This is a genomic window from Ruegeria sp. E8 (assembly GCF_056533985.1).
In genome coordinates, this window is sequence record NZ_JBQFOY010000001.1 from 157,563 (window position 1) to 182,990 (window position 25,428).

Below are 25,428 nucleotides of genomic sequence, written 5' to 3' on the forward strand. Positions count from 1 at the left end.
GCAAAGCGCCCAACCAGATCCGTCGAATATTGTTAAACCAGAACCGATCCCTTGGAATCGATCACGCCTTGCGTTTCGGCCTCGCCCAGCAGCATCTCGTTATGCGCCTTGCCCGACGGGATCATCGGGAAGCAGTTCTCGTGCTTTTCGACCAGACAGTCGAAGATCACCGGACCGTCATAGTTGATCATTTCCATGATCGCATCATCCAGATCGGCCGGGTCGGAACACAGGATGCCCTTGGCACCAAACGCCTCAGCCAGTTTGACGAAATCGGGCAGGGCCTCGGACCAGGAATGCGAATAGCGCTCGCCATGCAGCAGCTCCTGCCACTGGCGCACCATGCCCAGACGTTCATTGTTCAGGATGAACTGCTTTACCGGCAGACGGTACTGAACGGCGGTGCCCATCTCTTGCATGTTCATCAGCCACGACGCCTCACCGGCGACGTTGATGACCAGCGCATCGGGATGCGCCATCTGCACACCGATAGAAGCAGGGAAGCCGTAGCCCATCGTGCCCAGACCGCCCGAGGTCATCCAACGGTTGGGGTCTTCGAACCCAAGGTACTGGGCGGCCCACATCTGGTGCTGGCCGACCTCGGTGGTGATATAGCGGTCGTGCTTTTTGGTCAGCTCTTCAAGACGTTGCAGCGCATATTGCGGTTTGATCGACTTCTCGCTGTTGGTGAAAGCAAGGCAGTTGATCTTGCGCCATTCGCTGATCTGGTTCTGCCACTGCTTGACCGAGGCCGCATCGGTTTTGCGTCCGCGCGATTTCCACACTTTCAGGATGTCTTCCAGCACATGGGCCACGTCGCCAACAATCGGGATGTCCACACGGATCACCTTGTTGATCGAGGAGGGATCGATGTCGATATGCGCTTTTTTCGAGTTGGGCGAGAACGCATCGATGCGCCCGGTGATCCGGTCGTCAAAGCGCGCGCCAACATTGATCATCAGATCGCAATCATGCATCGCCAGGTTGGCCTCATAGAGGCCGTGCATCCCCAGCATTCCCAGCCAGTTTTCGCCCGAGGCAGGATAGGCGCCCAGACCCATCAGGGTCGAGGTGATCGGGAAACCGGTGGCATCCACCAATTCACGCAGCAGCTGGCTGGCCGCAGGACCCGAGTTGATGACCCCACCGCCCGTATAGAAAACCGGCTTCTTGGCGGTTTCCATGGCGGCAACCAGTTCTGTGATCTCTTCCAGATCGCCTTTCAGAACCGGCTGGTAATGCGAGGTCGAAGGTTTCGGGCTGGTATATTCGCCCGAGGCGAACTGCACGTCCTTAGGAATGTCGATCAGAACCGGGCCGGGGCGGCCCGACGTGGCGACATGGAACGCCTCGTGCATGGTTTCGGCCAGCGAATCCGTGTCCTTCACCAGCCAGTTGTGCTTGGTGCAGGGGCGGGTGATGCCGACGGTGTCAGCCTCTTGAAACGCGTCCGAGCCGATCATGAAAGTCGGAACCTGTCCGGTCAGAACGACCAAAGGGATCGAATCCAGCAGCGCATCGGTCAGGCCGGTCACGGCGTTGGTTGCACCCGGGCCAGAGGTTACCAGTGCGACACCCGGTTTGCCGGTTGACCGCGCATAGCCTTCGGCGGCGTGGATCGCACCCTGTTCGTGACGCACCAGAATGTGGCGAATGTCGTTTTGCAGAAAGATCTCATCATAGATCGGTAGGACGGCGCCTCCGGGGTACCCGAATACCGTGTCCACGCCCTGATCCTTGAGGGCCTGAACCACCATCTTTGCGCCGGTCATCTCACGTGTCATCTGCTTTGCTCCGTTCGCGACATGTGTCTTGCGTTTGACAAAAAAAAGCCCCCGATTTTTTCGGAGGCGCATGGGTTCGATTATGGTTTACCGTTACCGGCCCATGCGCGTGGTTCCTACGATTACGACTAGCGTTTTCATCGCCAGAGGCTCCTTCTTTGCGTGCAGGGACATTATTGTCGGGGGGAAGGGGCGTCAACAGTCAATTGCACCAATTTTCTATCCCCAGGGCGGTATTTTCCGACATTTTATTGCGCAGATTGCCGCATGCGGGGAACTTCCGGAAAAAATGGGCTGAATCCCGCCGGATTGCCGGTCGATTTGGTGGTCTGAAAGCGTCAGGCCGATGTCCGAAACTGGCATGATCATCGGTTTTTTCTGCGCCACGCTGCTTTTCGTGAGCGCAAACGACGGAGGCAGAGCATGTTGCAGGATCTGGTGAATCTTGGCCGGTATCCGATCGATCGCCCGGATTCGGCGGCATATGACCGAATGATCAGGGATTTGAGGCGCGAGTTGGACCAGGATGGATGTGCTGTTCTGCCCGGATTTGTGCACCCGCAAGGGCTCGAGCTTTTGGTCGAGGAGGCTGACAAGGTCGCACCAAAAGCGCATCGGTCTTTCAATCGCACCAACGCCTATTTCACCAAGGACGACCCCCGGTTCGGGATCGCCCATCCGATCCGACGATTTTACGACCGCTCAAATGCCTTTGTCCCGGCTGACAACTTTTCTGCTTCTGGGCCGCTGCGACGCATTTATGAATTTGACAGTTTCCTTCCCTTTGTTCGCGATGCGCTGGACGAACCCGAAGACCGCTTCTTTCGCTATGACGATCCTTTGGCTGACGTAATCATCAATGTTGTGGAAGAAGGGCAGGGCTTTCCCTGGCATTTCGACACCAACAACTACACGGTGACGCTGGCCATCCAGAATGGCGAGGAGGGCGGCGCTTTTGAATACGCCCCCAATTTGCGCAGTGCAGAGGATGAGAATTTCGGCCAGGTCGCCTCGGTTCTGGACGGTGACATGACGCACGTTCATCAACTGGAGTTACAGCCCGGGGATCTGCAGATTTTCAAAGGCCGCTACTCTTTGCACCGGGTAGCTCCGGTCAAAGGCACACGCCGCCGCTATGTGGGGATCTTTTCCTTCGTCGAGGCCGAAGGCATGTGTGGCGGGGTCGAACGAACACAACAACTCTATGGGCGTGTGTTACCGCATCATTATGAGCGTGCAGATTTGCGGAAGGATCAGTTGCTGGATTGAAAACCCAACGTGGGTAGACTGCAGTTGTTTCTTGCTGGGAGATTCAGATGCCTGAGATTTTGCAACTTACCCCATTTGTTTTGTGTTCGTCTTTACAAAACCAGATCGACTTTTACTGCGACCGACTTGGGTTCACCTGCGGTTTCACGCAAGACAACTATGCTTTTCTGTCGCTTGGGCCCGTGGCCATCCGTCTTTTGGAGTGCCCGCCGCGTGACGATGGGAAGCCGTTGGGGGATGATCAGTCGTTCTACATAGATGTAAACGATATCGATGCGCTGTATGACAGCCTGCGTGACGGTTTGGCAGATTTGCCCGAGGGGCGTGTGCGGCCGCCGTTTGATCAGCCCTATATGCAACGCGAGTTTCATGTGTTGGATGAAGACGGGACGCTGGTGTTCTTTGGTCAGGATATCAGTTCCAGGGCGTAAGCGCTCTCGCCCATCGTCGACGCGCCCAAGGCGCGTCTTCTCTGGTTGGGCCAGGCAGCGCTGCGCGCTGCGGTTGCGCGTAAATCAGAAGCCGACGCCGGTCCCTTGTAGCACACCATGTTCCAACGCGTAGCGGGTAAGCCCAGCAGTCGAGGAAATGCCCAGTTTGCGCTTGATATTCTTGCGATGGGTTTCGACCGTGCGCACAGAGATATCCAGGGTCAGGGCGACCTCTTTGTTGGATTTTCCTTGCGCCAGTTCCAGCAGGATTGTCTGTTCCCGTCCTGTCAGCGCCTCACGCGTATCATCCCCTTTGGGTTTCAGCGACCCACTGGCACCGGTACACAGGTATTGCTCGCCCCGCATGACGGCATCGATGGCCTGTTTGATCTCTTCTGTGGGAACATCCTTGAGCACATAGCCTTTAGCCCCATGGCTGAGAGCCGTCGAAATATACTCGGGGCTGTCATGCATCGACAGGATCAGGATACGCGTTTCCGGCAGGCGTTCCAGGATGATTTCCGTAGCACTCAGACCGCCGAGACCTGGCATGTTCAGATCCATCAGGATCACATCGGGGGCGAGGCTGACACCATTGTCTACCGCAGCCTGACCACTGCCGAGCGTGCCAACGACCTCGATATCGTCATAACTTTCGAGAATGGACTGAATGCCTTCGGCCACCATCGGGTGGTCGTCGACGATAAGAACTCGGGTGCATTCGGCGCTCATGTACCGGCCTTTCGGTTCGGAGTTGCGTCTTCCTGCGGCGGCAGAAGATGGCTGAGTGGCAAGCTGGCTTCGATGGCTGTGCCACCGTGCGGTCCGCGTGATGACAGAATGCGCAGCGATCCGTCAAGCTGTTCGATGCGTTCCTGCATGTTCCGCAAGCCAATCCCGGTGCTTGGTGTTCCGGTCTCGACCCGTAAGCCACGCCCGTTGTCGGTGATCCGCATCGTTGCGCCTTTCTTGTGCCCGCGCAGGTCGATTGTAACACGCGTGGCGTCAGCGTGGCGTTCGATATTGGTCAGGGCCTCTTGCGCGATGCGATAGAGGGCAATTTTGCTGTCCTGATCCAATCGGTTGCGAAAAACTACGGTTGTGAATTCGGTCTCGATCCCGGTGCGGTCTCGGAAATCGTCGGTCAGTGCCTTGAGTGCGGGGCCGAGGCCCAGATCGTCCAGAACACCGGGGCGAAGGTCGCGGCTGATGCGGCGGACTTCGGTAATCGCGGAGCCAAGATGGTCGATGCCTTTTTCCAACGGGTCGCGTGCGCCTGCGTCGTCGCCGCGGGACAGACGCCGACGCGCGTTGTCCAGGGCATAGCGCACGCCGACAAGTATCTGGCTGATGCCGTCATGCAGTTCACGGGCAACCCGGCCGCGTTCTTCTTCCTGCGCATCGAAGACGCGCTGGGTGAGTTCCTTCAATTTGGCATCCGCCAGTCTCCGCTCGCGGATGTTCAGTAACATGCCGGATGCAAAGACAATGAGCACGGCCGCCACAACGATCGCTCCGATATACATGAATGTGCGTTGAACGCGGGCCTCGACCTCGGCCCTGGCATTGGCGACCGTTGCGACGATGTCGTCGATGAAGACACCGGTGCCCACAACCCAACGCCAGTCTTGCAGGCCCACGACATAGGCGATCATCTGCGCCTCTTCCCCGGTCGAGGGTTTTTCCCACATGAAACTGTGCCAGCCAGATCCCTGCCGGGCGAGGCGAATGAACTCGTCAACGATGGGTGTGCCATCACTGTCTGTCAAACCTTCCCAGTTCTGGTTGATGTACTCTGTCTGGCGGGGGCTGACCAGATTGTTGCCGTCATAGTCGTAAACAAAGAAGAACCCATCTTGGCCGTAGATCATTGCCGACAGGATCTGCGACACGAGGTTCTTTGCCACCTCATCATCAGGTGAGGCACGGCCATATATATAGGCAAACCCGTTGCGGGCCTGTGTCACGTAGTTGCGCAACTCTTCCTTCTTGGCTTCGATCAGGCTGCGTTCCAGGGCCTTGATCTCACGTTCGGCGGTCGCGCGGGCCTCATACGTGACAAGCATGGCGATAGCAGCCACGGCCACGACCAGCGGGATTGCGGCGACCAGAGACAGCTTCTGCGCATAGGTCAGCGAAACCAGATGTCGGAATCTTTGCATGACGAATCGATACGCAAGCGGCGGCGAAAATGCAAAACGATTAGGCTTTTTACAGTGTTCTCAAAGAACACCGCTGCAATTGCAGGAGTTTGCTGCCCCATTTCTTGTCTGAAATCGCAAAGAAATCGATTCTCTACGCAGTAGTAGGTATTCCCTTTCACATCCGTGTGATTAGGCTGACGCGCACTGAATGCGACAGGTCCGGTTCTGCCGGACAATGACTATTAAGGGGAGGAACACTCATATGGATCGTCGTTCATTTCTGAAAAAATCCGCGTTGGGCGGCTCGGCTGCTGCTGCAACCGCTCTGGCGGCACCGGCCTATGCGCAGGGCCAGCGCACCCTGACCATGGTGACTTCTTGGGGTCGTGGCGCGGCGGGCGTTTTCGACAGTGCTCAGCGTTGTGCCGACACGATCAATGCCATGTCGGATGGCAGCCTGAATGTTGACATCAAGGCATCGGGCGAACTGGTCGGCGCGTTCGAAGTGTTTGACGCGGTGTCGTCGGGACAGGCCGATATGTATCACGCGGCTGACTATTACTTTGTAGGTCAGCACCCGGGCTATGCGTTCTTCACGGCTGTGCCTTTCGGCATGACCGCGCAAGAGCAGGTGAACTGGTACTACCATGACGGTGGTATGGAGCTGCACGATGAGCTGGGCGAAATCTTCGGCCTGAAATCCTTCCTGGCCGGTAACACCGGTGCGCAGGCGGGCGGCTGGTTCTCCAAGGAAATCAACGGCCCCGAAGACTTCCAGGGCCTGAAGTTCCGTATGCCGGGCCTGGGTGGTCAGGCGCTGGGTAAACTGGGCGCGTCGGTCCAGAACATTCCGGGTTCGGAAGTGTATCAGGCGCTGTCGTCCGGAGCCATCGATGGGACAGAATGGATCGGTCCGTGGGCCGATGAAAAGATGGGCTTCCAGGAAATCACCAAGACCTTCTACACTGCAGGCTTCCACGAGCCGGCAGCGGGCCTGTCCCTGGCGACCAACCGCGACGTGTTTGACGAGCTGACACCGGCACAGCAGAAGATCATTGAGATTGCTGCCGCCGAGGCGCATCAGTGGAACCTGGCACAGTTCCTTGCCAACAACGGTGCAGCGCTGCAGCGCCTGCAGGCCGGTGGCGTCAAGGTTCTGGAATTCCCGGACAGCGTCTGGGATGCCTTTGGTCAGGCCAGCCAGGAAGTTCTGGACGAAAACATGAGCGATGAGCTGTTCAAGAAAATCCACGACAGCGCCATGTCTTCGATGGCTGCTTCGTCGGCCTGGCTGAACAAATCGTCGGGCGCTTACACCACTCAGCGTGACCGTGTTCGCGGCTAAGCCTTTCTGATCCAAGGCAAACCGGTTTCCCCGCTGCATGCGGGGAAACCTTTCCCGTTGCGCTAAGGGCTTGGGCAAGCAACAATAATCCCACGCGCAACTGAGACGACCTGGGGACAACATGCAGGACGAAAACGGTATCTCGTTCTTCGGCGCCCTGTGGAATGGACTGGTCTGGTTCATTCAGAACATTGCCGAAGCTTTCTATAATTTCGGATACGCGATCACGCATCCGCAGCTCTGGCTGGACTGGTCCGACAAGGCGTCGATCATGCGCTTTGTCTATTACGGCGGTTCGGTCGAATTCTTCTTTGTGGTGTTCACCTTCTTTCTGGTTCTGACGGCCGTCGGGGTCTATTACCGGAACTTCATGTGGGCCATAGTGCGGGGTCTGGAAGGGTTCGCAAACACCACCGGGCGTTTCTTTGCCTGGGCCGGTCTGCTGATGGTGATCCAGCAGATCATCATCGTTTTCATGCAGCGTATCTTTACCCGGGCCGACATGGCGTTCGGGTTTGGTATTCCGCTCAGCAAAGACATCAGCTGGTATTCCGAGGAACTGAAGCTCTACAATGCCATGGTCGTGTGCCTGTGCTGTACCTATACGTTTGTGCAGGGCGGTCACGTGCGCGTTGACCTCATCTATGCCGGGATCAGTCACCGCGCCAAACGCGTGATCGACATGCTGGGCGCGCTGCTGTTCATGATGCCCATGGCGGTACTGACCTGGATGTATGGCTGGTTTTTCATGTGGCGGCACCTGATTGTGCCGAAGCCGTCGGCCAGTGATACGTTGGACCGTCTGGTGGCCAAGTCCCGCGCGCTGCGCTGGAACGTGGAGACCATCGGGTTCAGCCCCAATGGCTTCAATGCCTACTTCCTGTTCAAGATTCTTCTGGTGGCCTTTGCAGCCATGGTGTTCCTGCACGCCATTGCCTTCCTGTACCGGTCGTATCTGGAATATGTGGAAGGACCGGAAAGCACCGGAAAATACCTCGACAAGGACAGCCTTGGTGAGGGCGAAGAAGCCTATGAAGGCGCGCATTAAGGACGGAGAACCAGACAATGCTATTCGGACTTGATGGCGTCGAGATAGGCCTCATTATCGTATTCTTCTGCCTCTTCGGGGGCATCCTTTCCGGCTTTCCGGTGGCCTTTGCCATCGGCGGGGCCGGGGTGATTTCCTTTGGGATCATTGCGGCGCTCGACAGCGCCGGGTTGTTGATCCATCAGGCAATCGACACAAGCTCGCAAGCCTATCGGGATCTGGTGAATTCCGGGGTCAAGGCGGATGTCATTTCCGTGTTCCGATACCCGGACTTACCGAGGATAGCCGAGCCGGTCTTTGTTTCAGGCTGGGAAACCGCGCTGGATCGCAACGTTTCGTTCATCGTAAACCGCATGAACGAACGCGTTCTGGCGGGCCAGTCCATCGAGACTCTGCTGGCCGTGCTGATGTTCGTTCTGATGGGCATCACGCTGGAACGCTCGAAGATCGCGAACGACCTGCTGACGACCATGGCGCGCGTGTTTGGTCCGCTGCCGGGTGGTCTGGCCGTGTCGATCGTGGTTGTGGGGGCGTTTCTTGCGGCGTCTACCGGCATCGTCGGGGCGACGGTTGTGACCATGGGCCTGTTGGCGCTGCCAACCATGTTGCGGAACAACTACTCACCTGAACTTGCGACGGGTGTGATCGCGGCCTCGGGTACGCTGGGGCAGATCATTCCGCCGTCGATCGTGATCGTTCTGCTGGGCACACTGGCAGGTGATCTGTATTCGACGGCGCAGGAGACGCGGGCTGTTGAGGCCGGGTGTACCGATGCGCTGACCTATCTGGGGGAACCTGCGGTTGTCTCGGTCGGGACATTGTTCCAGGCCGCGTTGTTGCCGGGGATCATGCTGGCCCTGCTTTATGCGCTGTATGCGTTTGGCTATGCGTTGCTCAATCCACACAAGGCACCTGCCGTTGCAATGTCGGGTGGATCGGGTGAGCCGATCACCCGGTCCGAAGGCCTAACCTGGCTTTTGGGTGCACCGGTCGCGCTGATCGTCGGTGCGGTGCTGCTGGGCAATGTGGGCGTGATTGGAAGCCAGAACATTTCGGTCTCGGCCTTCTCGGACATCGGGCAGGGCGCATCCCTGCGCACCAATGTGTCAGAAGAATGCAAACTGTCGATGATCGACCTGCATGGACAGGCGGCCTGGGATCAAGCCGTCGCCGAGCAGGAAGCCATTGACGCGGCAGGTGGCACAACTGAATCGCAGCGCCTGACCGAGGAAGAGCTGGCCGCCGCGCAGCAGGAAAGGATTGCAGCAGCCGCGCCAATCGGCACCGGTGTTGCGATCACCGTTGTTCTGCTTGGCCTGACGCTGGTTCTGGGACGTGGCATCGCACCATCGCGCGCGCCGCTGCCGCTGATCCTTGGGGCGATAGGTCTGTTGCTGATGGTGTTGGTGGATATCCTGATGATCTCGCCGACGACATCCTCAGGCGCGACCTTCCTGTTGCTTGCCTTGCCGTTTGCGCTGGCCATGTATGGCTGTAAGGAGGCGGCAGCGCGCTGTGCCACGAATGATCTGATCCGCGTCGTCTTTCCACCGCTGGTTCTGATCATTGCCGTGCTGGGATCGATCCTTGGCGGTGTTACCAACCCGACACCTGCAGCCGCGCTGGGTGCGGGTGGAGCGATCATGCTGGCGGCTTATCGCAAGCTGCAGGATCAGGGCCGGTCGGGCAAAGTGATCATCTGGTCGACCTTTGCGGTGATCATTGCGTTGCTGATGGGGGTCAACTTTGACCTGCGCATCAATCAGGGCAATGTGGCGCTTGAAACCTGGGTCGCCTTCATCATTGCCTATGCGGCCTATCTGTATGCCTTGTTCGGGCTGCTGTTCGGGTGCTGGGTGCTGTATTCCAGCGGCGTTTTGACCCCGGTGGTGCGCGAGACCGCCAAGGTGACCTCGATGGTGTTCACCATCCTGATCGGATCGCAATTGCTGAACCTTGTGGTGATTTCGTTTGGGGGGGAGCACTATATCCAGCAATTCCTGAAGAGCTTCGACAACGAGTTCACGGTCTTCCTGATCGTGATGCTGGTGCTGTTTATTCTGGGCTTTGTGCTGGATTTCCTCGAGATCATCTACATCGTGATCCCCATCGTGGGCCCGGTGATTTATGGCGGGTCGTTTGATCCGAAATGGGTGACGATCATGGTTGCGGTGAACCTGCAGACGTCGTTCCTGACGCCGCCGTTCGGGTTCGCACTGTTCTACTTGCGAGGGGTGGCGCCGAAAGAGGTCACGACCGGCCATATCTATCGCGGGATCACACCGTTTGTTCTGATCCAGGTGGTGGGGATCGCGATTCTGTGGTTCTTCCCGGCGATTGTCACAATTGTGCCAGATCTGATCCCGAACTGATCTGGTTGAGCTAAATGCAAAGGGGGCCTGGTGGCCCCCTTTTCTTTATCGGATCAGGGAAGGGGCCAGCCCCTTCTTGGCCTGCGGCCAATTCATCCCCGGGATATTTTTGGCCAGATGAAGGGGCGGATCAGGAGAATTGGATCAGGTCCCAGCGATTGCCGAAGGGATCGCACCAGACGGCGACACTGCCATAGGGCTCGTGGCGTGGGGCCTCTTCGAAGCGGACGCCTTTGAAAAGCATCTCTGTGTAATCGCGATGGAAATCATCGGTTTGCAGAAAGAAACCGACGCGGCCTCCGGTCTGATTTCCGATGGCGGCGTGCTGTTTTGGTCCGTCGGCCTTGGCCAGTAGAAGGGCGCTGCCGTCGGACCCCGGTGGTGCGATCAGGACCCAGCGTTTGCCTTTCCCAAGGTCGATATCCTTCAGGAGTTGGAAGCTGAGGGTCTGCGTATAAAACGAGATGGCGTCATCGTAATCCGGCACCACAAGGGTGACGGCATGCAGGTTCTGTTTCATGGGATGGTTAGCCCTTGGTCGGGTGACGGTCTGGAAGCTGGATATTTGCGACTTGTTCGGCAATCGGAGCGGCAGACAGGGGATGCTGTGACGAGCCGCAAAACGCGTTCGGGTCGCTGATCTTTTGCCACTGACCCTGCACATAAGCCTCAAGCCCCGAAAACTTGGCTTTGTAGCCCATCTTTGGGCTGCCGGGGACCCAGTAGCCCAGATAGATATAGGGCAGGCCGGCTTCGCGCGCGATGTCAATGTGATCCAGTATCATATAGGTGCCCAGAGAATTCTGAGGCTGATTTGGATCATAGAAGGAATAGACCATGCTCAGCCCATCATCGAGCACATCGGTCAGGCTGACAGCGATAAGGTCACCTGTTTCCGGGTCGGCATATTCCACGACGCGGCTTCGGATCGGAGTTTCTTCGATCATGGCCGCGAATTCGAACACGTCCATGTCGGCCATACCACCATCGGCGTGCCGGGTGTCGAGATAACGGCGGAACAACTCGTATTGCTCGTCCGTGGCCCAGGGCGAAGTTGCGCGGCGTTGCAGATACCCATTGCGTTTTACCGCGCGTTTCTGGCTTTTGGTCGGGCGGAAGGCCGAGACGTCGATCCGGGCTGACAAGCAGGCTGCGCAATCGGTACAAGAAGGGCGGTAGAGCACATTCTGGGATCGCCGAAATCCCTGTTGCGACAGGGAATTGTTCAACTGTTCCGCACCGTCGCCCTGCAGTGCGGTAAACAGCTTACGCTCCATCCTGCCGTCAAGATACGGGCAGGGTTGCGGGGCCGTGACATAGAATTGTGGCGCAATTGGCAGCGTGTGTCGCATGAAGATCCCATGTAGCCTCGGGACGGATGATAGCAACCGTTCCCGAGGCCGCCAAGTGATTCACGCAACTGCGCCTCAGGCTCTTTGATTGATCATGACCGTGCCCAGAAAACTGTCGGTCAGACCCTGGCCGCGGGCGCTGGTCAACATCATGATCACCGAGATGATCTGGATCACGGCGAAGGCCATGCTGACGAAATAACCGGCTGTGTGGGCGATCGCCTTGCCCATATCCATCCGCTCGCCAAACGCGTCACGAAGCTCGATCCCCATGAAGCGCATCCCCAGCGTGGCTGAGCCGTTGGTGATTGTCACCACGCGGTAGACGAAGCTGACAATTGCGTAGATCAGGGCCAGAAAGAACAGACCCAGGCCGGCCGTCAACAGGATCGCCACCGTGCAAAGCAGCGAGATAAAGGCGACATCGAACAGCCACGCTACAAAGCGCTTGGTCGTAACAGAATCGTAGAATTCCGGTTGGGTGTCCGGGTTAGGCAGGTGGTTCATACGTCAGGTCCGAAAAAAGGGTCAAATTACCCTGTCCCAGAATGCGGGGACAGGGCAAGGTCTGTCAGGCGGGTTCGCCTTTGCCGTCTTCTTCATGGTTGTCGCGGGCGCGTTCATCCATGAACTGGTCGAACTCGGCCTTGTCCTTGGCATCGCGAAGGCGGCGCAGGAAGGCTTCAAAGTCCTGCTGTTCGCGTTCCAGGCGGGCCAGGGTATCCGCTTTGTAAGCGTCAAAAGCGCTGTTGCCTGATGGCTTCATTGCGCTCATGTGGCTGTGCCAGGATTTGCGACGGCTGCAGGATTTGCTGAACATGCGTTTGCTCCAGATCATGTAAGCCAGAAGGGCAAGGCCCACGGGCCAGAAGAAGATGAAACCAAGGACCATTGCGGCGATCCAGGCCCCTTTGCCTTTGTCATCCAGCCAGGCCTCAATTCGGTAAAGCCATCCCGGATTTGCGGGGACGGCGGGGTCGGACAGTGCGGTCATGAAAGCTCTCCTGGGTTGATGTAAATTCGTTTCACATTGTCTAGATGGGGTGTCTGTTTGACGTTGCAAGGGGATAATGTGAAAAAGATTTACATTCCGAAATTCGGTTGACGACGAAGATCTTCAGCCGCAGGTTGCCGGAATGGATGTAGCGCGCCACGGTTTCTTTCAAATTTTGACACGGTTGTTTGCAGCAACTCGTTTTGGCGAATTTCGGTCTAGTAGCGCGCTGTTGGTATTTCCGGCCGGGTAGGGAAGCCGTCGGGGGCTGGGACGTTGTTCGCCGTCAGCCACTCTTTGATCCGAAGCCATCTGTCCTGCGATCCCGCTGTAAAACGGAAGCTTTCCAGAGTGGCCATCTCTCTTTTCAGATCCGCGAACCATAGGAGCTTCAGGTGGAGCTTGTGGGTTTTGGCCCAGGCACGTAGGGCGGACTGCCAGTCCATCGCATCGCGCGCCTGCATCTCGCATTCCAGGTCGTAAGGGATGGTATTGGGCCACTTGCGCACGTCTTAGTTTCCTTCATTCAGGCGGGCTTGGTGTTTAACTGGCGTCCGGTGCGACCGTTTCAACGATCTCTTTAAACGGTGCTTGTGGGGTCGAGGCGCAGGATTTAAACACATTCTCTTTAAACGTCGCCGCTGACAAACTCGCGCCCTGGGCGGTGCGGTAGCCTTCCAAAAAGCCGATCGCTGCGCCCAGATAGGCGATCCCGGAAACGGGGGATGACAGCCCGGTGTTGTCCATCGGGTTGTCAATTCGCTTCAGCACATCGGCGCATGTGGCCTCAGTGATCCACGCATCCGGTGCCGCGTCCTGTGCGGCAGTTTGGGTTGTGGTCAGAGCGAGTGCCAGAGCGGCCGATGTTGCCATTTTCATGAAACGGGGTTCCTTCGTTCAATCAGTCGAGTTTGAAATTGGAGGCACGCAGATCGCCTAGTTTGGCCTGTCCCAACGAAAGAAGTGGTCAGATTCCTGTAGCGAACGCTTCTGGAGCAAATTCTTGTTCTTAAGTTCTTTCAGGCCAAATTTAGCCTTTCCTTGGATCCTGCTCGGTCGCACCGATGCGTATGACGGTTGTGTGTGTCACTTGAGGAGCGGGCTTTGGATCGAACAGCTCCACATCACCTTGATCAATTTCTACGGTTTCGTCGTCAAAACGAAAAGGGCGTTCCGAATATACAGAATTCGGAGAACTTGGATGCGCAAACAAACGAACTTTTTGTTTCACCTGCGCGGAAATCCCGCCGTTACCATGGTCCACACGTTCCAAAAGTTGAACACCAGATTGAGGTACCCACGAACTAAAAATATGGAGGCCGTTCATTGAAAAGGCACTGATGTTTCCATCTCGAATGTCACACATTGAGAAACTTGTGTTATCCATTTTTTCCACGCGAAAATCGGCTTTGCGTGCCGTTACGGAAAACCGAGCATCCGACAGGTCAGAACCTGAAAAACTACTCCCAGAACACTCACTGCTAAAGAAGTGACAACCTTCCATGTGATGAATATTTGTTGCTGACCCTCCTTCAAAGTTGCAACAAAAAAAGTCTGTTCGTGTCAGCACGGCATTGTCGAGTTGAGCCCCTATCAACGAACAGAACTTAAATCTGACGCCTGTAAGATCGGAACCTTGGAAATTGGCTCCGTCAAGCTGACACTCTTCGAATGTCGCTTCGCACAAGTTAACTCCTGCAAAATCGACTTTCTGCAGATTGGCACCTGTAAACTTCATTGAGGATGTCACGAAAGCAGATTTCTGTCCGCTAAACCTTTCAACGCACCTATTGATAACGGAGATGGCCGCCTGTGTGTCAGGACGGGGTCTTTTCAGTTTCTGCGCCCAGGCACGAGTAGATTCTTGATTAAATGGATCAAAGCGTTTTGCAATCTCAGAGTCATCTTCGTCTGTATTGAACCTGACAAGTGGCGGATAAGGGAATTCGTCGGCTTTGTGAGAGTTGTTGTTTACATAGGTTACTAAAATTTCGAGTATCTGTGCGCGATCTGACGCGCTTTCCTTGGCAACTCGTTCAAGAGCATAGATAGAGCCGATACGTACTTCTAAATTGGGTTCAGTGATTTCATGAAAAATTGGGTTCTTGTAGTCAAGCTGACCTGCTCTGTCGGTGTCATAGAGCGGTATGCCTTTTTTGTTCGTTCTTTGGCGTCTTACGTTTTTTTCAGCACCAAGGCCCTGTACTGCCGTGTTTATTTGATCTGTGATGTGACCCTGTTGCGCAACATCAGCTTGACGCTTTGCGGTCCACGATCTCCATGCCACGAATGGTGCGCCGATTGCTGCCACAATAACCAAACCTATGTTTCGAATAGCCTCATCGGTAGGTTTCCCTTCATATGGGCCTAAGTTGAAAGCCGCCGCAAACAAGTTGTCGAGAATACCGAGGAAGGTAATTGCAAAATACAAACCCAAAATGAATATTAGAAACCCAAGAATCTGACCCAAAATCCGGGTCTTTTCAAAGCTGGTTTCAATGTAGGGCCACAGCCATTTTACGCCGTTCGGTCGGTTCTCTTCGGACATAAACACCTCAAAAATTTCACGTAATATTGCCGCTCGCGTTCAATTCAGCAAGTAAGGACAGCACAACTTTTCCGACGAGAAATTAGCCCGTAAGTACCTGTCGCAAGCTTGCATATCCGTCCCGGTACTCAAACGAACCGAATTGCCCGCCGATCCGCACGGCGACGTAGAACACGACCGACAGAACAAGAGCGGCCGGGATGGCGACCAGGGCGAAAGGCCAGCGTTGCGTCAGCGCGTCTTTGGTCATGGCAACAAAGAACTTCCAGTCACAACGGGCGCGATCCCAACGATCACCGCCGACCACATAGCCGAAGTCGTGGTGCCGCCAGCTTGCATCCTTGAAGAACCAACTGGCGGTGTGCGTGATCAGTTTCCGAATCCTGTCCGGCAGCCAGAACGGGCCGACGCCGTTGCCGAAATTCTGTTTTTGCTCTTCGGTCAGATCGTCAAAACTGGGTCGCTTCATGACTTTGCCTTTTCGTTGTCTCTTTCGGCTTCAAAACTGGTGGTCAGGGTGCTGGCCAAGCGGCGGGTAACACGGGTCACCAGCCATTCGCCTTCCAACTCGGGGTTTACCCCGCGCAAGTGGACCTTTGCCTCGGCCGACAAATCGCCACGGAATCCGGCGAGGGTCATGCTGATCTTACCTGACGCCCGCTTGGCCCGATCCAGCGCGGCCTGAGCGGCGCGGCGCGCTTCCTCGGCCGAGCTGTGAGGGTGACGCAGGGCCAATTGGGGTTGTTTGTCACCGACCTGCACTTTGCGAACCGCTGCCGAACCCAGTTCGGCCCACTCAGCCACGACGCTTCCGTAACGGCGGCGTCCGGTGATTGCGAACGTGCCCCGTGTGAAATCAGACAGGTGAAAGTTGAAGGCGGGCAGGGCGCTGCCATCGCCGGATTTGGCCTCGCCGCGTTTGACGAAGACCAGGGCACCACCCGCCGGTTTCGCAACCGCATCCAGATCCTGCGCAAGCCGCGTCAGGAAGTTCAGATCGCTTTCCGACGTTTGCGCCAGATACTTGAAGACCTGTGTCTTCAGGCTGTCGCTGATAACTGCCTTCAGGCCATGTTCCCCGGCGATCTGCGTTACGATGCGCTCGATCGAGAAACCCGGCCAGTCGCGCGTTTTTCGGGCGCGGATTGCGCCCAGCATGTCAGCCGCCTTTGCGTCGATCGAAATCGTGGCCGGGTTGAAATCGCCCGACAGCTCATCGACCACGAAACGGCCCATCGACACCAGATTGCCGGTAAAGCCCTTCGCTATTTCCAGCGCCGCTCCGGTCCGGGGCAGAGCCACTTGAAAGTTGCGGTTGTCCACGCTGATCCGCGCGGTGTCGGACTTGGACCCGGCTTCGTCCGTGATCGTCATACTGATCAGGCGATCCTGAAAAGCTGATGTGACGTCAGTGCCGTCTGCGAGGATGCGATAATCGACTTCCATGCGTCAGCCCCAGAGCCGCTTTGGCGTCCGAACCGGGTCTTGCTTAACAACCGGCAGGTTGATCACCAGCCCTTTCGGCAGGACAGGCCCCATGGCTGCCAAGCCGGGATTGGATTCGTAGACGACAACGGCAAAATCCTCGCGGCCGTAGTGGGCCTTGCAGATATCATCCACCATGTCACCGTCGATAGTTCGGTACGTTGTCACAGTAGCCTCCCAATCAAGCCTGTGAGGCCCTGAGCATCAGGACCGTAGGATTTCAGTGTCAGAGAAAACTCGATCTGGCGGGGCGCACCGTCAGCCATGAAGTAGCTTTTGCGCTCTTCAACCTGAACAATGACCCAGCGCTTCCAGACCCAGCCCAACCCGTCGACCATCATCAACGGCGTTTTCAACGCGGCCTGCGCACGCATCAATTCCACCTGCCGCAAGCCACCCTTGAAGTGCGGGTAAATGACCCCTTCAATGGTGATTTGCTGGGCGCTTTGGCCTGAGTATTGCAGGGCGGCTTCCCGGCCGATCCGGTTGACCTCGGTCCAGCGATACCCGGCACTGCGCGCCATCTTCTGATAGGCCCCGTTCGACATGCCAAACCGGAACACACCGAGGGCCATCATCACACCGCCAAACTGCATTAGTAATCCACCCCGTCATGAAGGTCTGCGTTGCGTTCCCGTTTCAGACGCTCCAACTCTTCCCGCACCATGCGGGCGATCTCGGCCGGGTCTGCTCCTGGCGGCGGCGCGATCGAGATGTTGAACGTGTCGCCACCTCTCGCGCCACGAAGGCCACCCGACAGGGTCGAAATTGGCGGCCGGGTGTCGATCATACCCGACAGATCGTTTGCGTTCGGTGCCACGCTTGCCACGGAACCGGCCAGAGCTGACGCCGCCAGAGCTGATTGAATGACACGGGTGGGCAAGATCGATCCCGAGACACCGGGCACGAACAGCTCACGACCGCGTTCTCCGACCATGTAAGGGACGCCCGCCCTTACCGGCCCGCCGCTGTCCCGGCCGGGAATGCTTTCTTCGTTGCCGCCACCGACCCAGCCCTGCAGATCGCTGAGCCATTGCGGTTTGAGCGCTGACAGCTTTTCCCCGATCGAGCCGACGAGCTGATCGATCAGGGAGAGCATGCCATCCCACAAGGATTGCATCCAACTGACACCCGTGTCCCACAGGCTGAATTCGTTGAAGCGGGCGATGATCTGTTCGGGAACACCGACCAGCTCCATCAGATAGCCGATCAGCCCCTGCGCGCCTTCGATCATCAGACGCCATGGGTTGAACTCGGCCAGCACCTGAAGAACACCGTTCAACAGCCCTTCGTCAAAGGCCGCGCGGACGCGATCGATCTTCTCGGTGACGTAGGAAACAATCTGGTCCCAGTTGTCATAGATGACATAGGCCAGACCGGCGATGGCTGTGATCAGCACCCCGATCGGGTTGAGACGCGCGATCGCCCCGAGGCGAAGCAAGGCTTTGCCAAGAAGCCCGGCACCCGCGATTGCCCATTTGATCGGCGCAACCGACAGCCACGCCAACAGTCGGCCGAAGCGTAGCAGGTGGCGTGAAAGAAATCCCGTCAATCGCAGAAGGCGGCTGAGCGGGCCAACCGTCAAAGTTGCCAGCAAGCGCCCCATGCGGGGCAGAATGGTCAACAACCAGCTTCCTGTCCGGATCACATGCAGGAGCGGACCCATCATCGATGTGAAGGCGAAGGCCGCAGCCAACGCGCCGAATTTCACGACCAACAGGCCACCCGCCACTTTGAACAAAAGGCTGATCAACTCAGGATGGGCCTGCGCCCAATCTGTGAACATGGTGACAAACGGGGCGACCGTGGCCATCAGCTCGTTAAGCTGGGGCAGGACAACCGTACCGATCACCACAGACAGCCCTTTGAGATACTCAAAGAACTGCTGGCGCTGCGCGTGTGTTGTTGCCGCCTGGCGCTGATATTCCGCTTCCATCAGGCCGACGAGCTGAGACGCATCGGCGGTCTTCAACAGCGCCTCGCGTAGCATCTGGGTGTTTTCGACCAGCGGTGTGATCGCGCCTTTTGCTTCTTCCCCGAACAGATCCCCGATAAGCGAGTTGCGCCGGTAGGGTTCGATGTCCTTGAAGGCTTCCAGCACGGACAGGATTGCCTCGCTGGCATCCTCCTGCATCAGCTTGGACGTAGCCGTCGCATCCAGCCCCAACGCCCGCCAGACTTCCTGCTGTCGCTTTGTGGCGCTTTCGCCTCGGGTCAGGGCGTTGGTGAAATTCTTCAAACCGGTTGCGGCAATCTCGGGCGGTGCCCCGGCCGCGAGCAACGTTGCGCTGAGTGCGGCGATTTCATCCGTCGCCAGACCGGCCGTCTTGGCGACCACGCCCTGGCGATTAATCACCTGAAGAATGTCGGCCTCGTTGGTGGCCATAGTGTTGCCCAGCAGGTTGACGGCATCCCCCAGCAGCATCGCCTGTTCATGGGACAATCCAAGGTTCTGGCGCCACCTAGCCAATGTCTCGCCCGACTCGTCGGCCGAGATCCCGAAGGCGATCGCCATCTTGCTGGCGTCGGCTGCAAACTTCAGCAGCTCGGCGCGCTTCTGGGCGTCGGGCAGGTTTTCGTCGACAACGCCCATGCGACCGGCGGCGGCAACAATGTCGGTGATCCCTTCGGCCGTTGCCCCGACCAGATCAGACGTGACCAGATCCCGGATATCGTCAGCAAGGAGCTGAAAGCCGTTCTCGCCTTTGAAATCGACAACCTTTGAAATCTCCGCCAACCGTCGCTCGGCCTGAATGGCCGGTTCTGTCAGGGCCAGAAGACTGCCGCCCAGGGCAATGACGCCAAGCGCCTCGCCCTGAAGGGCCTGTTGCCGCGCGCGGTTGGCTTCGAGCTGACGGTTTGACCAGTCCACACCGGCGCGGCCGATCTGTTCCGAGGCGTCACCGATCCGGCCCAGAGATCCCAAGACTGTTTTCGCAGGCTGTGTGACCTGGTCCACCAGTTTCAGGATCATCGCAATGTTCAGGTCAGCGGCCGCCATTTGCCATTCCAGTCAGTTGATTCAGAACACCAGGGTCCACCTCAGCCCGCGCTCGTGCCTTTTCACGCCACCGGGCCAGCTCCTCGATCGACATCTTGTCCATCACGTCTGGCGGCCAGTGGAAGATTGAGGCGATGTCAGCCATCGCCTCTTCCACGTCCTCGGGCAGCTTTAATCCGGCGTCTGAAGCTGACCGGGACGGGCGAAAAAAAGCGACGGTTTGACCTGCCAGTTGAGTGAAATCTTCAGTCTCGACCTCGGCCGACAATTGCTGTTCCGAGACAGGCGGCCGAGTGATGCGCGGCAGCAGCTTGAACATGGTAGTGATGTCCATCTGCAGGATGTTCACCATGTTCAGCCCGCGCAGCTCTCCCGCCTTGGGTTTGCGCAGGGTGATCTCGGTGACTTTCTCGCCATCGATCTCAAGTGGATTGGACAGGGTAACAGTGCGGGTTTGGACGGGTTTGGTCATTGTGCAGCTCCGGTTTAAACAGGTTTGAAAAGGGGTGTTTCAGGGCGGATTGAACCGCCCTGATCATGGGGTTCAGAAACCCATGGCTTTGCGCATCTCAGCCAGTTGATCGACGCCGCCGATCACGCGCTTGCCCGCTTCGACATCGATCTCGAACAGTTCTTCACCGTTGCGCAGCAGGCGGAAGTAATCGACCTCTTGCTTGAGTTTCAGAGGCGCGTCCGAACCGGGTTTCAGGTCTCCGAAATTGACCATCGACCAGCGCCCGCCAAGCGTTGCGACAAAGCTGTCGGCCGAGAAATCATGTTCGCCCATTGCGCCGGGTCGCAGAACCAATCGACGGCGGGTGCCAATGATTTTGATCAGTTCGGGTGGCCACTCCATCAAAGTGATTTCCGACTTCAACGCTTCCATGCCCATATCCACCGCGATCGGGGCGTCCATGCCGCCGCCGCGATGGTTGGCCAGTGTCAGGTTCAGTTCGGGATCAAGCCAACAGTTGAAGCCCAGCAAAGCACCCTGATTGACGAGCCCTTGACCAAACGCCTGAACGCTGTCGCGGATGTCCTGGAACAACTGGGCGGACATGGGACGATCCATTGCCCACAAAAGCGCGTTCTCGATGCTTTCGTAGATGATATCGGCAGTTCGGCGCACCGAAAGGAAAGCCCACTGCGGATCGCCCACGATGGTCTGCACGAAATGGACCAATACGATCACCCTTTGGCGGTTTACTCAGTTGTGACATTCGGCGGCAAAACCGTGGCTGGAGGCAGGGCGGTGAGTTGTTCAAGCGACTGGATGGGGTGGACATATATGCTCAATGACGCCCGATGACGGAAGCTGCCCCTCATCCCTGACAATCTGATGGATCATTACCCCGATCAGGACACTCATTGTGAATGCACCAGGCTCGTGATTGACAATGCCAGTCTCGACACTGAGGCGAGGGCACTGGCGTTGAAGGCCGTCGTGTTCGGGCTTTGCAACATTACAGGTCGCCATGGTGGTCAATGGCTTTTGTCCTAGTCGCCAGTCAGCTTTGGCCGCTTGCTGCGATCGATGGGGTACGATGCGATCCCCGTCGGAGAGAAGTACAGCGGCGTTGAAGACGGCCGAGCGTTTAGGGCTTTCAAGATGCTTGGTGACCCGAGCGTCAACAAGCAGTTGTGTAGCTCAATGATGGTCGATCGCAGAGCTGAAGTGGGAACGTCCACACTTTTGGAGCGGTTATTGGCGACTGCCGCATAGCCCAAAATCCGTTCCAAGAATAGCCGAGGGTTACGGCAGCCTCGAGATCAGGCAACCTGTTATTTACAAAGAATAAAACCGTTTTCTGGGAAGTTGCGGCCGAACCGGGTGGGAAATTTCCCGGTTCCGGGCGCTACAAACTCGACGAAAACACCTATGGCGTAACCGATAACTGCGCCTCGTACGCCTTGTTTATATAGGAATTGCCGCAACCTTAGGGTTTGCAGTTTTTGGTGTCACGTTTTTCAGCGCAAAGGCGTAAACGCCCATTTTAACGGCTTTTGAAAACCATTAAGCTTCAAGCCAATTTTGGGGAGGTACTTGGCGATGCGCCTTTATTTCAAACGCCCTTCCGGCAACTTCCGGTATCGTCTGGCCTCTTCCGAGTTCCTGAAATAATAAGTGTCACACAACAATGGATATGACAGAACCCAAAACGGCACCGACACTAACTGAAATTCTCGACCTGGAAACACAGGTCTGGAGGGCGCTGGTTGAGGGTAATGCAAGCGCGGACCGGGCTTTGCTGAGCGCTGATTTTCTGGGGGTTTATCCGACGGGGTTCGCCAATCGTGACGATCACGTTGGGCAATTCGCAGACGCGCCGACGATGGCGGAGTTTGATCTGAGCGACGCGCGGTTGCGCGTTTTGACATCGGAAATCGTATTGCTGTCCTATCGTGCCGATTACTTGCGCCCCGGTACGACAGAGCGCGAGGCGATGCTGATTTCGTCGCTCTGGGAGCGGCGAAACGACGTCTGGATCAACAGTTTCAGTCAGGACACGCCGGTTCAGAAAACCTGATCAGATTGCCCCATTGACGATCACGCGCCGCGATGCGCAGTTTGCGAGCATGACTGACGCTCTTGCCATTACCCGACTTCCACGTGCTTTTGATCCCTCTCTGGGGGATGAGGCGCGGGCTTTGATGCCAGAACTATCTCAGGAGTTAGGGGAGCTGGTGGCGGGCACTGCCGGGTCGAGCCCCTATCTGAAAGGTCTGATCGAGCGTGAAAAAGACTGGTTGCCTGAGGCGCTGATGCACCCGGATCAAGCGCTGGCCGAGGTCATGACCGCCGCGCGTGATCTGCCGCCGGATCAGTTGAAACCCGGCTTGCGGCAGGCCAAGCGACGTATGGCACTGCTTACGGCCTTGGCCGATATTGCAGGTGCCTGGCCATTGGAGAAGGTCACGGCGGCCCTGACTGATTTCGGGGCGCTTGCGGCGGATGTAGCGGCCAAAGCTGAGATCGCAACACTTATCCGGCGCAAAAAGCTGCCGGGGATGACCGAAGATGATGTCGAAACCGCTGCCGGTTTGGTCATCCTGGCGATGGGGAAAATGGGCGCGCATGAGCTGAACTACAGCTCGGATATCGATCTGATTGTCCTGTTTGATGAGACGCGCTTTGACCCCGACGATTTCTACGAGGCACGGCAGGGCATGGTGCGGGCCACTCGGAACTTCTGCGCCACGCTGAGCGAAAAGACGGCCGATGGCTATGTCTTCCGGACGGATTTGAGGCTGCGCCCCGATCCCGCCGTGACTCCGGTTTGCATGGCGATGGAGGCCGCTGAGCGGTATTACGAAAGTCTGGGCCGCACCTGGGAACGTGCCGCGTATATCAAGGCGCGGCCCTGTGCCGGGGATCTGTCCGCGGGTCAGCGGTTCCTTGACAGCCTTCGCCCTTTCGTCTGGCGACGCCATTTGGATTTTGCTGCCATTCAGGACGCCCACGATATGCGCCTGCGCATCCGGGAAAACAAAGGCACGGGCGGTGCGTTATCGATCCCCGGTCACGATATGAAGCTGGGGCAGGGCGGTATCCGCGAGATCGAGTTTTTTACTCAAACCCGTCAACTGATCGCCGGTGGTCGGGATGCCGACCTGCGGGTGCGTGGCACGGTTCCCGGGTTGGCGGCGCTGGCCTCAAAAGGGTGGGTCCCGCAAGACGTGGCCGACAAACTGACCGATCATTACCGCGCCCACCGTGAGGTCGAACACCGCATTCAGATGATCCATGACGCACAGACCCATAAGGTGCCGAAATCACCCGATGGGATCGAACGCGTCGCCTGTCTGATGGGGATCAGCAGCGCCAAGTTGACGCAAGACCTGACGAACCGTCTAACCGAAGTGCATGAGTTGACAGAAGGGTTCTTTGCCCCCGGCCCGGGTGCCGCGCCCGCACAGGTGCAGGATGTGGAGTTCGACAAAACCGTTCTGGCCCGCTGGACGACCTATCCGGCCCTGAGATCCCAGCGAGGCGCGCGGATTTTCGAACGTCTGCGGCCCGAGCTGCTGTCGCGCCTGGCCAAGACCGCCAAGCCTGATGAAGCCTTGATGGCTTTGGACGGGTTTCTGGCTGGTCTGCCAGCGGGGGTGCAGCTGTTTTCCTTGTTCGAGGCAAATCCGCAGCTGATCGACCTATTGACCGATATCGTTGGTACATCGCACGCTCTGGCCTCGCACCTGTCACGCAACGCGTCTGTTTTTGACGCGGTGATCGGAGGCAGTTTCTTTGCTGAATGGCCGGGTCAAGAGGAGCTGCAGGCTGAATTGGCACAGGCTTTGTCAGAAGAAACAGACTATGAAACCCAACTCGACCTTGCGCGGCGCTGGTGCAAAGAATGGCATTTCCGAATTGGTGTGCACCATCTGCGCGGCCTGATCGACGGGATCCAGGCGGGCCAGCAATATGCCGAGCTTGCTCAGTCGGTCATTGCCGCGATCCTGCCTCACGTCACCGAGAATTTCGCCCGCAAACACGGGCCTGCACCGGGTCGTGGGGCCGCTGTATTGGGTATGGGCTCATTGGGGGCAGGGCGGATCAACTCGCAATCCGATCTGGACATGATCGTGATCTATGACCCGCTGGATCAGGACATGTCGGATGGCCCGCGCCCTCTGGCCACACGCACCTACTACGCGCGGTTCACGCAAGCGCTGATCACGGCATTGTCCGCGCCGATGTCGCAGGGGCGGCTTTATGAAGTCGACATGCGGTTGCGCCCGTCGGGCAATCAGGGACCGGTGGCAACCAGTTGGGCCAGCTTTACCAACTACCAACAGAACGAAGCCTGGGTGTGGGAACATCTGGCCCTGACCCGCGCGCATGTTGTTGCCGGTGATGCCGGGCTAGCCGATGAAATTGAAACCTTCCGTACCGAGTTTCTGTCTCGTCCAAGAGATCACGGCAAAGTTTTGCAAGAAGTGGCCGAGATGCGGACACGTCTGGCCGCAGCCAAGGCTCCGGCCGGTATCTGGGATGCCAAGAACGGACCCGGCCGTTTGATGGATATCGAGTTGATGGCCGAAACCGGTGCCTTGCTGGCGGGGTCCGCGCAGCGCGACGTGGCGTCAGGATTGGAGGGTGCGGTCGCAGCCGGATTACTGGATGTCGCGCAGGCGCAATCCCTGAAAGTTTGCTATGACTTATGCTGGTCCGTGCAATGCGCGGCGCGGTTGCTGTCGGGCAAGGTCATCGAGGCCGACAAGATCGGCGAAGGCGGCGCGGCCTTTTTGTGCCGGGCGACCGGGTTCGAACAGGTCGAGGCGCTGCAGGCGGCATTGCAGGAGAGTTACACAACCGCAGCCGATCTGATCGGGGGCGTGATCAAAGGGGGCAAAGATGGCACGCAGCACTGATCCCAACGACCACAAGGGCCTGATCCTTGAAGCCTATCGTATTGATGGCATCACCCTGCCGGAATGCCGCAGCATCTTTCTGGACTGGGCGCTTAGCCTGCCAGCGGAACGCGACCAGAATACAGCGCTGGCGGAACTGCACGCGGGTTACGCAGAACAAAACCCCGATCACCCCATGACGCAGGTCCTGACCGAGGGGCTTCAGGCGGCTCAGGCTCCCAAACGCCGTGGTGGCTGGCGATCCCGTAACCGCTAGGGCTTTTCCACCGGCGCGTTCACGAC

General features: G+C 57.5%; 25 protein-coding genes. 8 read left to right on the top strand and 17 right to left on the bottom strand.

All coding sequences use genetic code 11. The annotated features are described in order from the left end of the window. Positions 1 to 32: 32 nt before the first annotated feature. On the bottom strand, positions 33 to 1,784 hold the full coding sequence (locus ACR0LF_RS00795) for an acetolactate synthase 3 large subunit (protein WP_480573535.1): 1,752 nt from the start codon (positions 1,782 to 1,784) through the stop codon (positions 33 to 35). Positions 1,785 to 2,207: 423 nt separating this feature from the next. Between ACR0LF_RS00795 and ACR0LF_RS00800 the strand changes: the two genes are divergently transcribed. Both ACR0LF_RS00800 and ACR0LF_RS00805 read left to right on the top strand, forming a co-directional pair. Then, a complete protein-coding gene (locus ACR0LF_RS00800) occupies positions 2,208 to 3,053 on the top strand; it encodes a HalD/BesD family halogenase (protein ID WP_480573538.1) in 846 nt (281 codons plus the stop codon). 47 nt (positions 3,054 to 3,100) lie between these two features. Then, positions 3,101 to 3,484 (top strand): bleomycin resistance protein, encoded by a 384-nt coding sequence (locus ACR0LF_RS00805; RefSeq protein ID WP_480573541.1) that lies wholly within the window; start codon positions 3,101 to 3,103, stop codon positions 3,482 to 3,484. An 84-nt stretch (positions 3,485 to 3,568) separates the two neighbouring features. On the opposite strand, the gene ACR0LF_RS00810 is transcribed toward ACR0LF_RS00805, so the two are convergent. Further along, positions 3,569 to 4,216: a response regulator transcription factor gene (locus ACR0LF_RS00810; protein ID WP_480573543.1), complete on the bottom strand. Its 648-nt coding sequence runs from the start codon at positions 4,214 to 4,216 to the stop codon at positions 3,569 to 3,571. Next, positions 4,213 to 5,646, bottom strand: a complete 1,434-nt coding sequence (locus ACR0LF_RS00815; protein WP_480573546.1) for a cache domain-containing protein — start codon at positions 5,644 to 5,646, stop codon at positions 4,213 to 4,215. The genes ACR0LF_RS00810 and ACR0LF_RS00815 overlap by 4 nt, the downstream gene beginning before the upstream one ends. A 244-nt stretch (positions 5,647 to 5,890) precedes the next feature. On the opposite strand from ACR0LF_RS00815, the gene ACR0LF_RS00820 reads away from it, so the two are divergent. The 3 genes from ACR0LF_RS00820 (at position 5,891) to ACR0LF_RS00830 (ending at position 10,393) form a co-directional block, all read left to right on the top strand. Beyond that, positions 5,891 to 6,973, top strand: coding sequence for a TRAP transporter substrate-binding protein (locus tag ACR0LF_RS00820; protein WP_480573549.1), 1,083 nt, complete (start codon positions 5,891 to 5,893; stop codon positions 6,971 to 6,973). A gap of 121 nt (positions 6,974 to 7,094) precedes the next feature. Then, on the top strand, positions 7,095 to 8,021 hold the full coding sequence (locus tag ACR0LF_RS00825) for a TRAP transporter small permease subunit (protein ID WP_480573552.1): 927 nt from the start codon (positions 7,095 to 7,097) through the stop codon (positions 8,019 to 8,021). 17 nt (positions 8,022 to 8,038) lie between these two features. Continuing rightward, positions 8,039 to 10,393, top strand: coding sequence for a TRAP transporter large permease (locus ACR0LF_RS00830; RefSeq protein WP_480573555.1), 2,355 nt, complete (start codon positions 8,039 to 8,041; stop codon positions 10,391 to 10,393). 130 nt (positions 10,394 to 10,523) lie between these two features. On the opposite strand, the gene ACR0LF_RS00835 is transcribed toward ACR0LF_RS00830, so the two are convergent. The 14 genes from ACR0LF_RS00835 to ACR0LF_RS00900 all read right to left on the bottom strand — a co-directional run bounded on the left by ACR0LF_RS00835 (position 10,524) and on the right by ACR0LF_RS00900 (position 20,956). Continuing rightward, positions 10,524 to 10,913: a VOC family protein gene (locus ACR0LF_RS00835; protein ID WP_480573558.1), complete on the bottom strand. Its 390-nt coding sequence runs from the start codon at positions 10,911 to 10,913 to the stop codon at positions 10,524 to 10,526. A 7-nt stretch (positions 10,914 to 10,920) separates the two neighbouring features. Beyond that, the gene (locus tag ACR0LF_RS00840) at positions 10,921 to 11,745 is read right to left on the bottom strand and encodes an arginyltransferase (RefSeq protein WP_480573561.1); all 825 of its coding nucleotides are present in this window, start codon (positions 11,743 to 11,745) and stop codon (positions 10,921 to 10,923) included. Between the two features lie 75 nt (positions 11,746 to 11,820). Beyond that, the gene (locus ACR0LF_RS00845; protein WP_480573564.1) at positions 11,821 to 12,252 is read right to left on the bottom strand and encodes an RDD family protein; all 432 of its coding nucleotides are present in this window, start codon (positions 12,250 to 12,252) and stop codon (positions 11,821 to 11,823) included. Positions 12,253 to 12,316: 64 nt separating this feature from the next. Beyond that, the gene (locus ACR0LF_RS00850) at positions 12,317 to 12,739 is read right to left on the bottom strand and encodes a DUF2852 domain-containing protein (RefSeq protein ID WP_480573567.1); all 423 of its coding nucleotides are present in this window, start codon (positions 12,737 to 12,739) and stop codon (positions 12,317 to 12,319) included. A gap of 218 nt (positions 12,740 to 12,957) precedes the next feature. Further along, positions 12,958 to 13,248, bottom strand: a complete 291-nt coding sequence (locus ACR0LF_RS00855) for a hypothetical protein (protein ID WP_480573570.1) — start codon at positions 13,246 to 13,248, stop codon at positions 12,958 to 12,960. A gap of 34 nt (positions 13,249 to 13,282) precedes the next feature. Continuing rightward, the gene (locus tag ACR0LF_RS00860) at positions 13,283 to 13,618 is read right to left on the bottom strand and encodes a hypothetical protein (RefSeq protein WP_480573572.1); all 336 of its coding nucleotides are present in this window, start codon (positions 13,616 to 13,618) and stop codon (positions 13,283 to 13,285) included. 151 nt (positions 13,619 to 13,769) lie between these two features. After that, positions 13,770 to 15,287 carry a pentapeptide repeat-containing protein gene (locus ACR0LF_RS00865; RefSeq protein WP_480573575.1) on the bottom strand — a complete coding sequence of 506 codons (1,518 nt, stop codon included), beginning with the start codon at positions 15,285 to 15,287 and terminating at the stop codon, positions 13,770 to 13,772. 82 nt (positions 15,288 to 15,369) lie between these two features. Further along, on the bottom strand, positions 15,370 to 15,756 hold the full coding sequence (locus tag ACR0LF_RS00870; RefSeq protein WP_480573578.1) for a hypothetical protein: 387 nt from the start codon (positions 15,754 to 15,756) through the stop codon (positions 15,370 to 15,372). Beyond that, complete coding sequence (locus tag ACR0LF_RS00875; RefSeq protein ID WP_480573580.1) at positions 15,753 to 16,733, bottom strand: contractile injection system protein, VgrG/Pvc8 family; 981 nt, start codon at positions 16,731 to 16,733, stop codon at positions 15,753 to 15,755. Before ACR0LF_RS00875 ends, ACR0LF_RS00870 begins: the two co-directional genes overlap by 4 nt. Before the next feature lie 3 nt (positions 16,734 to 16,736). After that, on the bottom strand, positions 16,737 to 16,940 hold the full coding sequence (locus ACR0LF_RS00880) for a tail protein X (RefSeq protein ID WP_480573583.1): 204 nt from the start codon (positions 16,938 to 16,940) through the stop codon (positions 16,737 to 16,739). Then, positions 16,937 to 17,368, bottom strand: a complete 432-nt coding sequence (locus ACR0LF_RS00885) for a phage tail protein (RefSeq protein WP_480573586.1) — start codon at positions 17,366 to 17,368, stop codon at positions 16,937 to 16,939. The genes ACR0LF_RS00880 and ACR0LF_RS00885 overlap by 4 nt, the downstream gene beginning before the upstream one ends. Continuing rightward, positions 17,368 to 19,773 (bottom strand): phage tail tape measure protein, encoded by a 2,406-nt coding sequence (locus ACR0LF_RS00890; protein ID WP_480573589.1) that lies wholly within the window; start codon positions 19,771 to 19,773, stop codon positions 17,368 to 17,370. Before ACR0LF_RS00890 ends, ACR0LF_RS00885 begins: the two co-directional genes overlap by 1 nt. Next, positions 19,760 to 20,245, bottom strand: coding sequence for a GpE family phage tail protein (locus ACR0LF_RS00895; protein WP_480573592.1), 486 nt, complete (start codon positions 20,243 to 20,245; stop codon positions 19,760 to 19,762). The genes ACR0LF_RS00890 and ACR0LF_RS00895 overlap by 14 nt, the downstream gene beginning before the upstream one ends. Before the next feature lie 72 nt (positions 20,246 to 20,317). Continuing rightward, positions 20,318 to 20,956: a phage major tail tube protein gene (locus tag ACR0LF_RS00900; RefSeq protein WP_480855959.1), complete on the bottom strand. Its 639-nt coding sequence runs from the start codon at positions 20,954 to 20,956 to the stop codon at positions 20,318 to 20,320. Positions 20,957 to 21,917: 961 nt separating this feature from the next. Between ACR0LF_RS00900 and ACR0LF_RS00905 the strand changes: the two genes are divergently transcribed. From ACR0LF_RS00905 to ACR0LF_RS00915, 3 genes are read left to right on the top strand one after another with little or no spacing between them, the layout of a single operon-like run. Next, positions 21,918 to 22,301, top strand: coding sequence for a DUF4440 domain-containing protein (locus ACR0LF_RS00905; protein WP_480573598.1), 384 nt, complete (start codon positions 21,918 to 21,920; stop codon positions 22,299 to 22,301). 49 nt (positions 22,302 to 22,350) lie between these two features. Further along, positions 22,351 to 25,146: a [protein-PII] uridylyltransferase family protein gene (locus ACR0LF_RS00910; RefSeq protein WP_480573601.1), complete on the top strand. Its 2,796-nt coding sequence runs from the start codon at positions 22,351 to 22,353 to the stop codon at positions 25,144 to 25,146. Continuing rightward, positions 25,130 to 25,402, top strand: a complete 273-nt coding sequence (locus ACR0LF_RS00915; protein WP_480573604.1) for a hypothetical protein — start codon at positions 25,130 to 25,132, stop codon at positions 25,400 to 25,402. The genes ACR0LF_RS00910 and ACR0LF_RS00915 overlap by 17 nt, the downstream gene beginning before the upstream one ends. Positions 25,403 to 25,428 lie beyond the last annotated feature (26 nt).

Coding starts and splice junctions, on each gene's coding strand:
- ACR0LF_RS00800 (WP_480573538.1), top strand. CDS start 2,208: ATGTTGCAGGATCTGGTGAATCTTGGCCGGTATCCGATCGATCGCCCG.
- ACR0LF_RS00875 (WP_480573580.1), bottom strand. CDS start 16,733: ATGGAAGTCGATTATCGCATCCTCGCAGACGGCACTGACGTCACATCA.
- ACR0LF_RS00845 (WP_480573564.1), bottom strand. CDS start 12,252: ATGAACCACCTGCCTAACCCGGACACCCAACCGGAATTCTACGATTCT.
- ACR0LF_RS00825 (WP_480573552.1), top strand. CDS start 7,095: ATGCAGGACGAAAACGGTATCTCGTTCTTCGGCGCCCTGTGGAATGGA.
- ACR0LF_RS00805 (WP_480573541.1), top strand. CDS start 3,101: ATGCCTGAGATTTTGCAACTTACCCCATTTGTTTTGTGTTCGTCTTTA.
- ACR0LF_RS00910 (WP_480573601.1), top strand. CDS start 22,351: ATGACTGACGCTCTTGCCATTACCCGACTTCCACGTGCTTTTGATCCC.
- ACR0LF_RS00890 (WP_480573589.1), bottom strand. CDS start 19,773: ATGGCGGCCGCTGACCTGAACATTGCGATGATCCTGAAACTGGTGGAC.
- ACR0LF_RS00810 (WP_480573543.1), bottom strand. CDS start 4,216: ATGAGCGCCGAATGCACCCGAGTTCTTATCGTCGACGACCACCCGATG.
- ACR0LF_RS00885 (WP_480573586.1), bottom strand. CDS start 17,368: ATGCAGTTTGGCGGTGTGATGATGGCCCTCGGTGTGTTCCGGTTTGGC.
- ACR0LF_RS00850 (WP_480573567.1), bottom strand. CDS start 12,739: ATGACCGCACTGTCCGACCCCGCCGTCCCCGCAAATCCGGGATGGCTT.
- ACR0LF_RS00915 (WP_480573604.1), top strand. CDS start 25,130: ATGGCACGCAGCACTGATCCCAACGACCACAAGGGCCTGATCCTTGAA.
- ACR0LF_RS00905 (WP_480573598.1), top strand. CDS start 21,918: ATGACAGAACCCAAAACGGCACCGACACTAACTGAAATTCTCGACCTG.
- ACR0LF_RS00820 (WP_480573549.1), top strand. CDS start 5,891: ATGGATCGTCGTTCATTTCTGAAAAAATCCGCGTTGGGCGGCTCGGCT.
- ACR0LF_RS00795 (WP_480573535.1), bottom strand. CDS start 1,784: ATGACACGTGAGATGACCGGCGCAAAGATGGTGGTTCAGGCCCTCAAG.
- ACR0LF_RS00895 (WP_480573592.1), bottom strand. CDS start 20,245: ATGACCAAACCCGTCCAAACCCGCACTGTTACCCTGTCCAATCCACTT.
- ACR0LF_RS00835 (WP_480573558.1), bottom strand. CDS start 10,913: ATGAAACAGAACCTGCATGCCGTCACCCTTGTGGTGCCGGATTACGAT.
- ACR0LF_RS00870 (WP_480573578.1), bottom strand. CDS start 15,756: ATGAAGCGACCCAGTTTTGACGATCTGACCGAAGAGCAAAAACAGAAT.
- ACR0LF_RS00865 (WP_480573575.1), bottom strand. CDS start 15,287: ATGTCCGAAGAGAACCGACCGAACGGCGTAAAATGGCTGTGGCCCTAC.
- ACR0LF_RS00830 (WP_480573555.1), top strand. CDS start 8,039: ATGCTATTCGGACTTGATGGCGTCGAGATAGGCCTCATTATCGTATTC.
- ACR0LF_RS00840 (WP_480573561.1), bottom strand. CDS start 11,745: ATGCGACACACGCTGCCAATTGCGCCACAATTCTATGTCACGGCCCCG.
- ACR0LF_RS00815 (WP_480573546.1), bottom strand. CDS start 5,646: ATGCAAAGATTCCGACATCTGGTTTCGCTGACCTATGCGCAGAAGCTG.
- ACR0LF_RS00860 (WP_480573572.1), bottom strand. CDS start 13,618: ATGAAAATGGCAACATCGGCCGCTCTGGCACTCGCTCTGACCACAACC.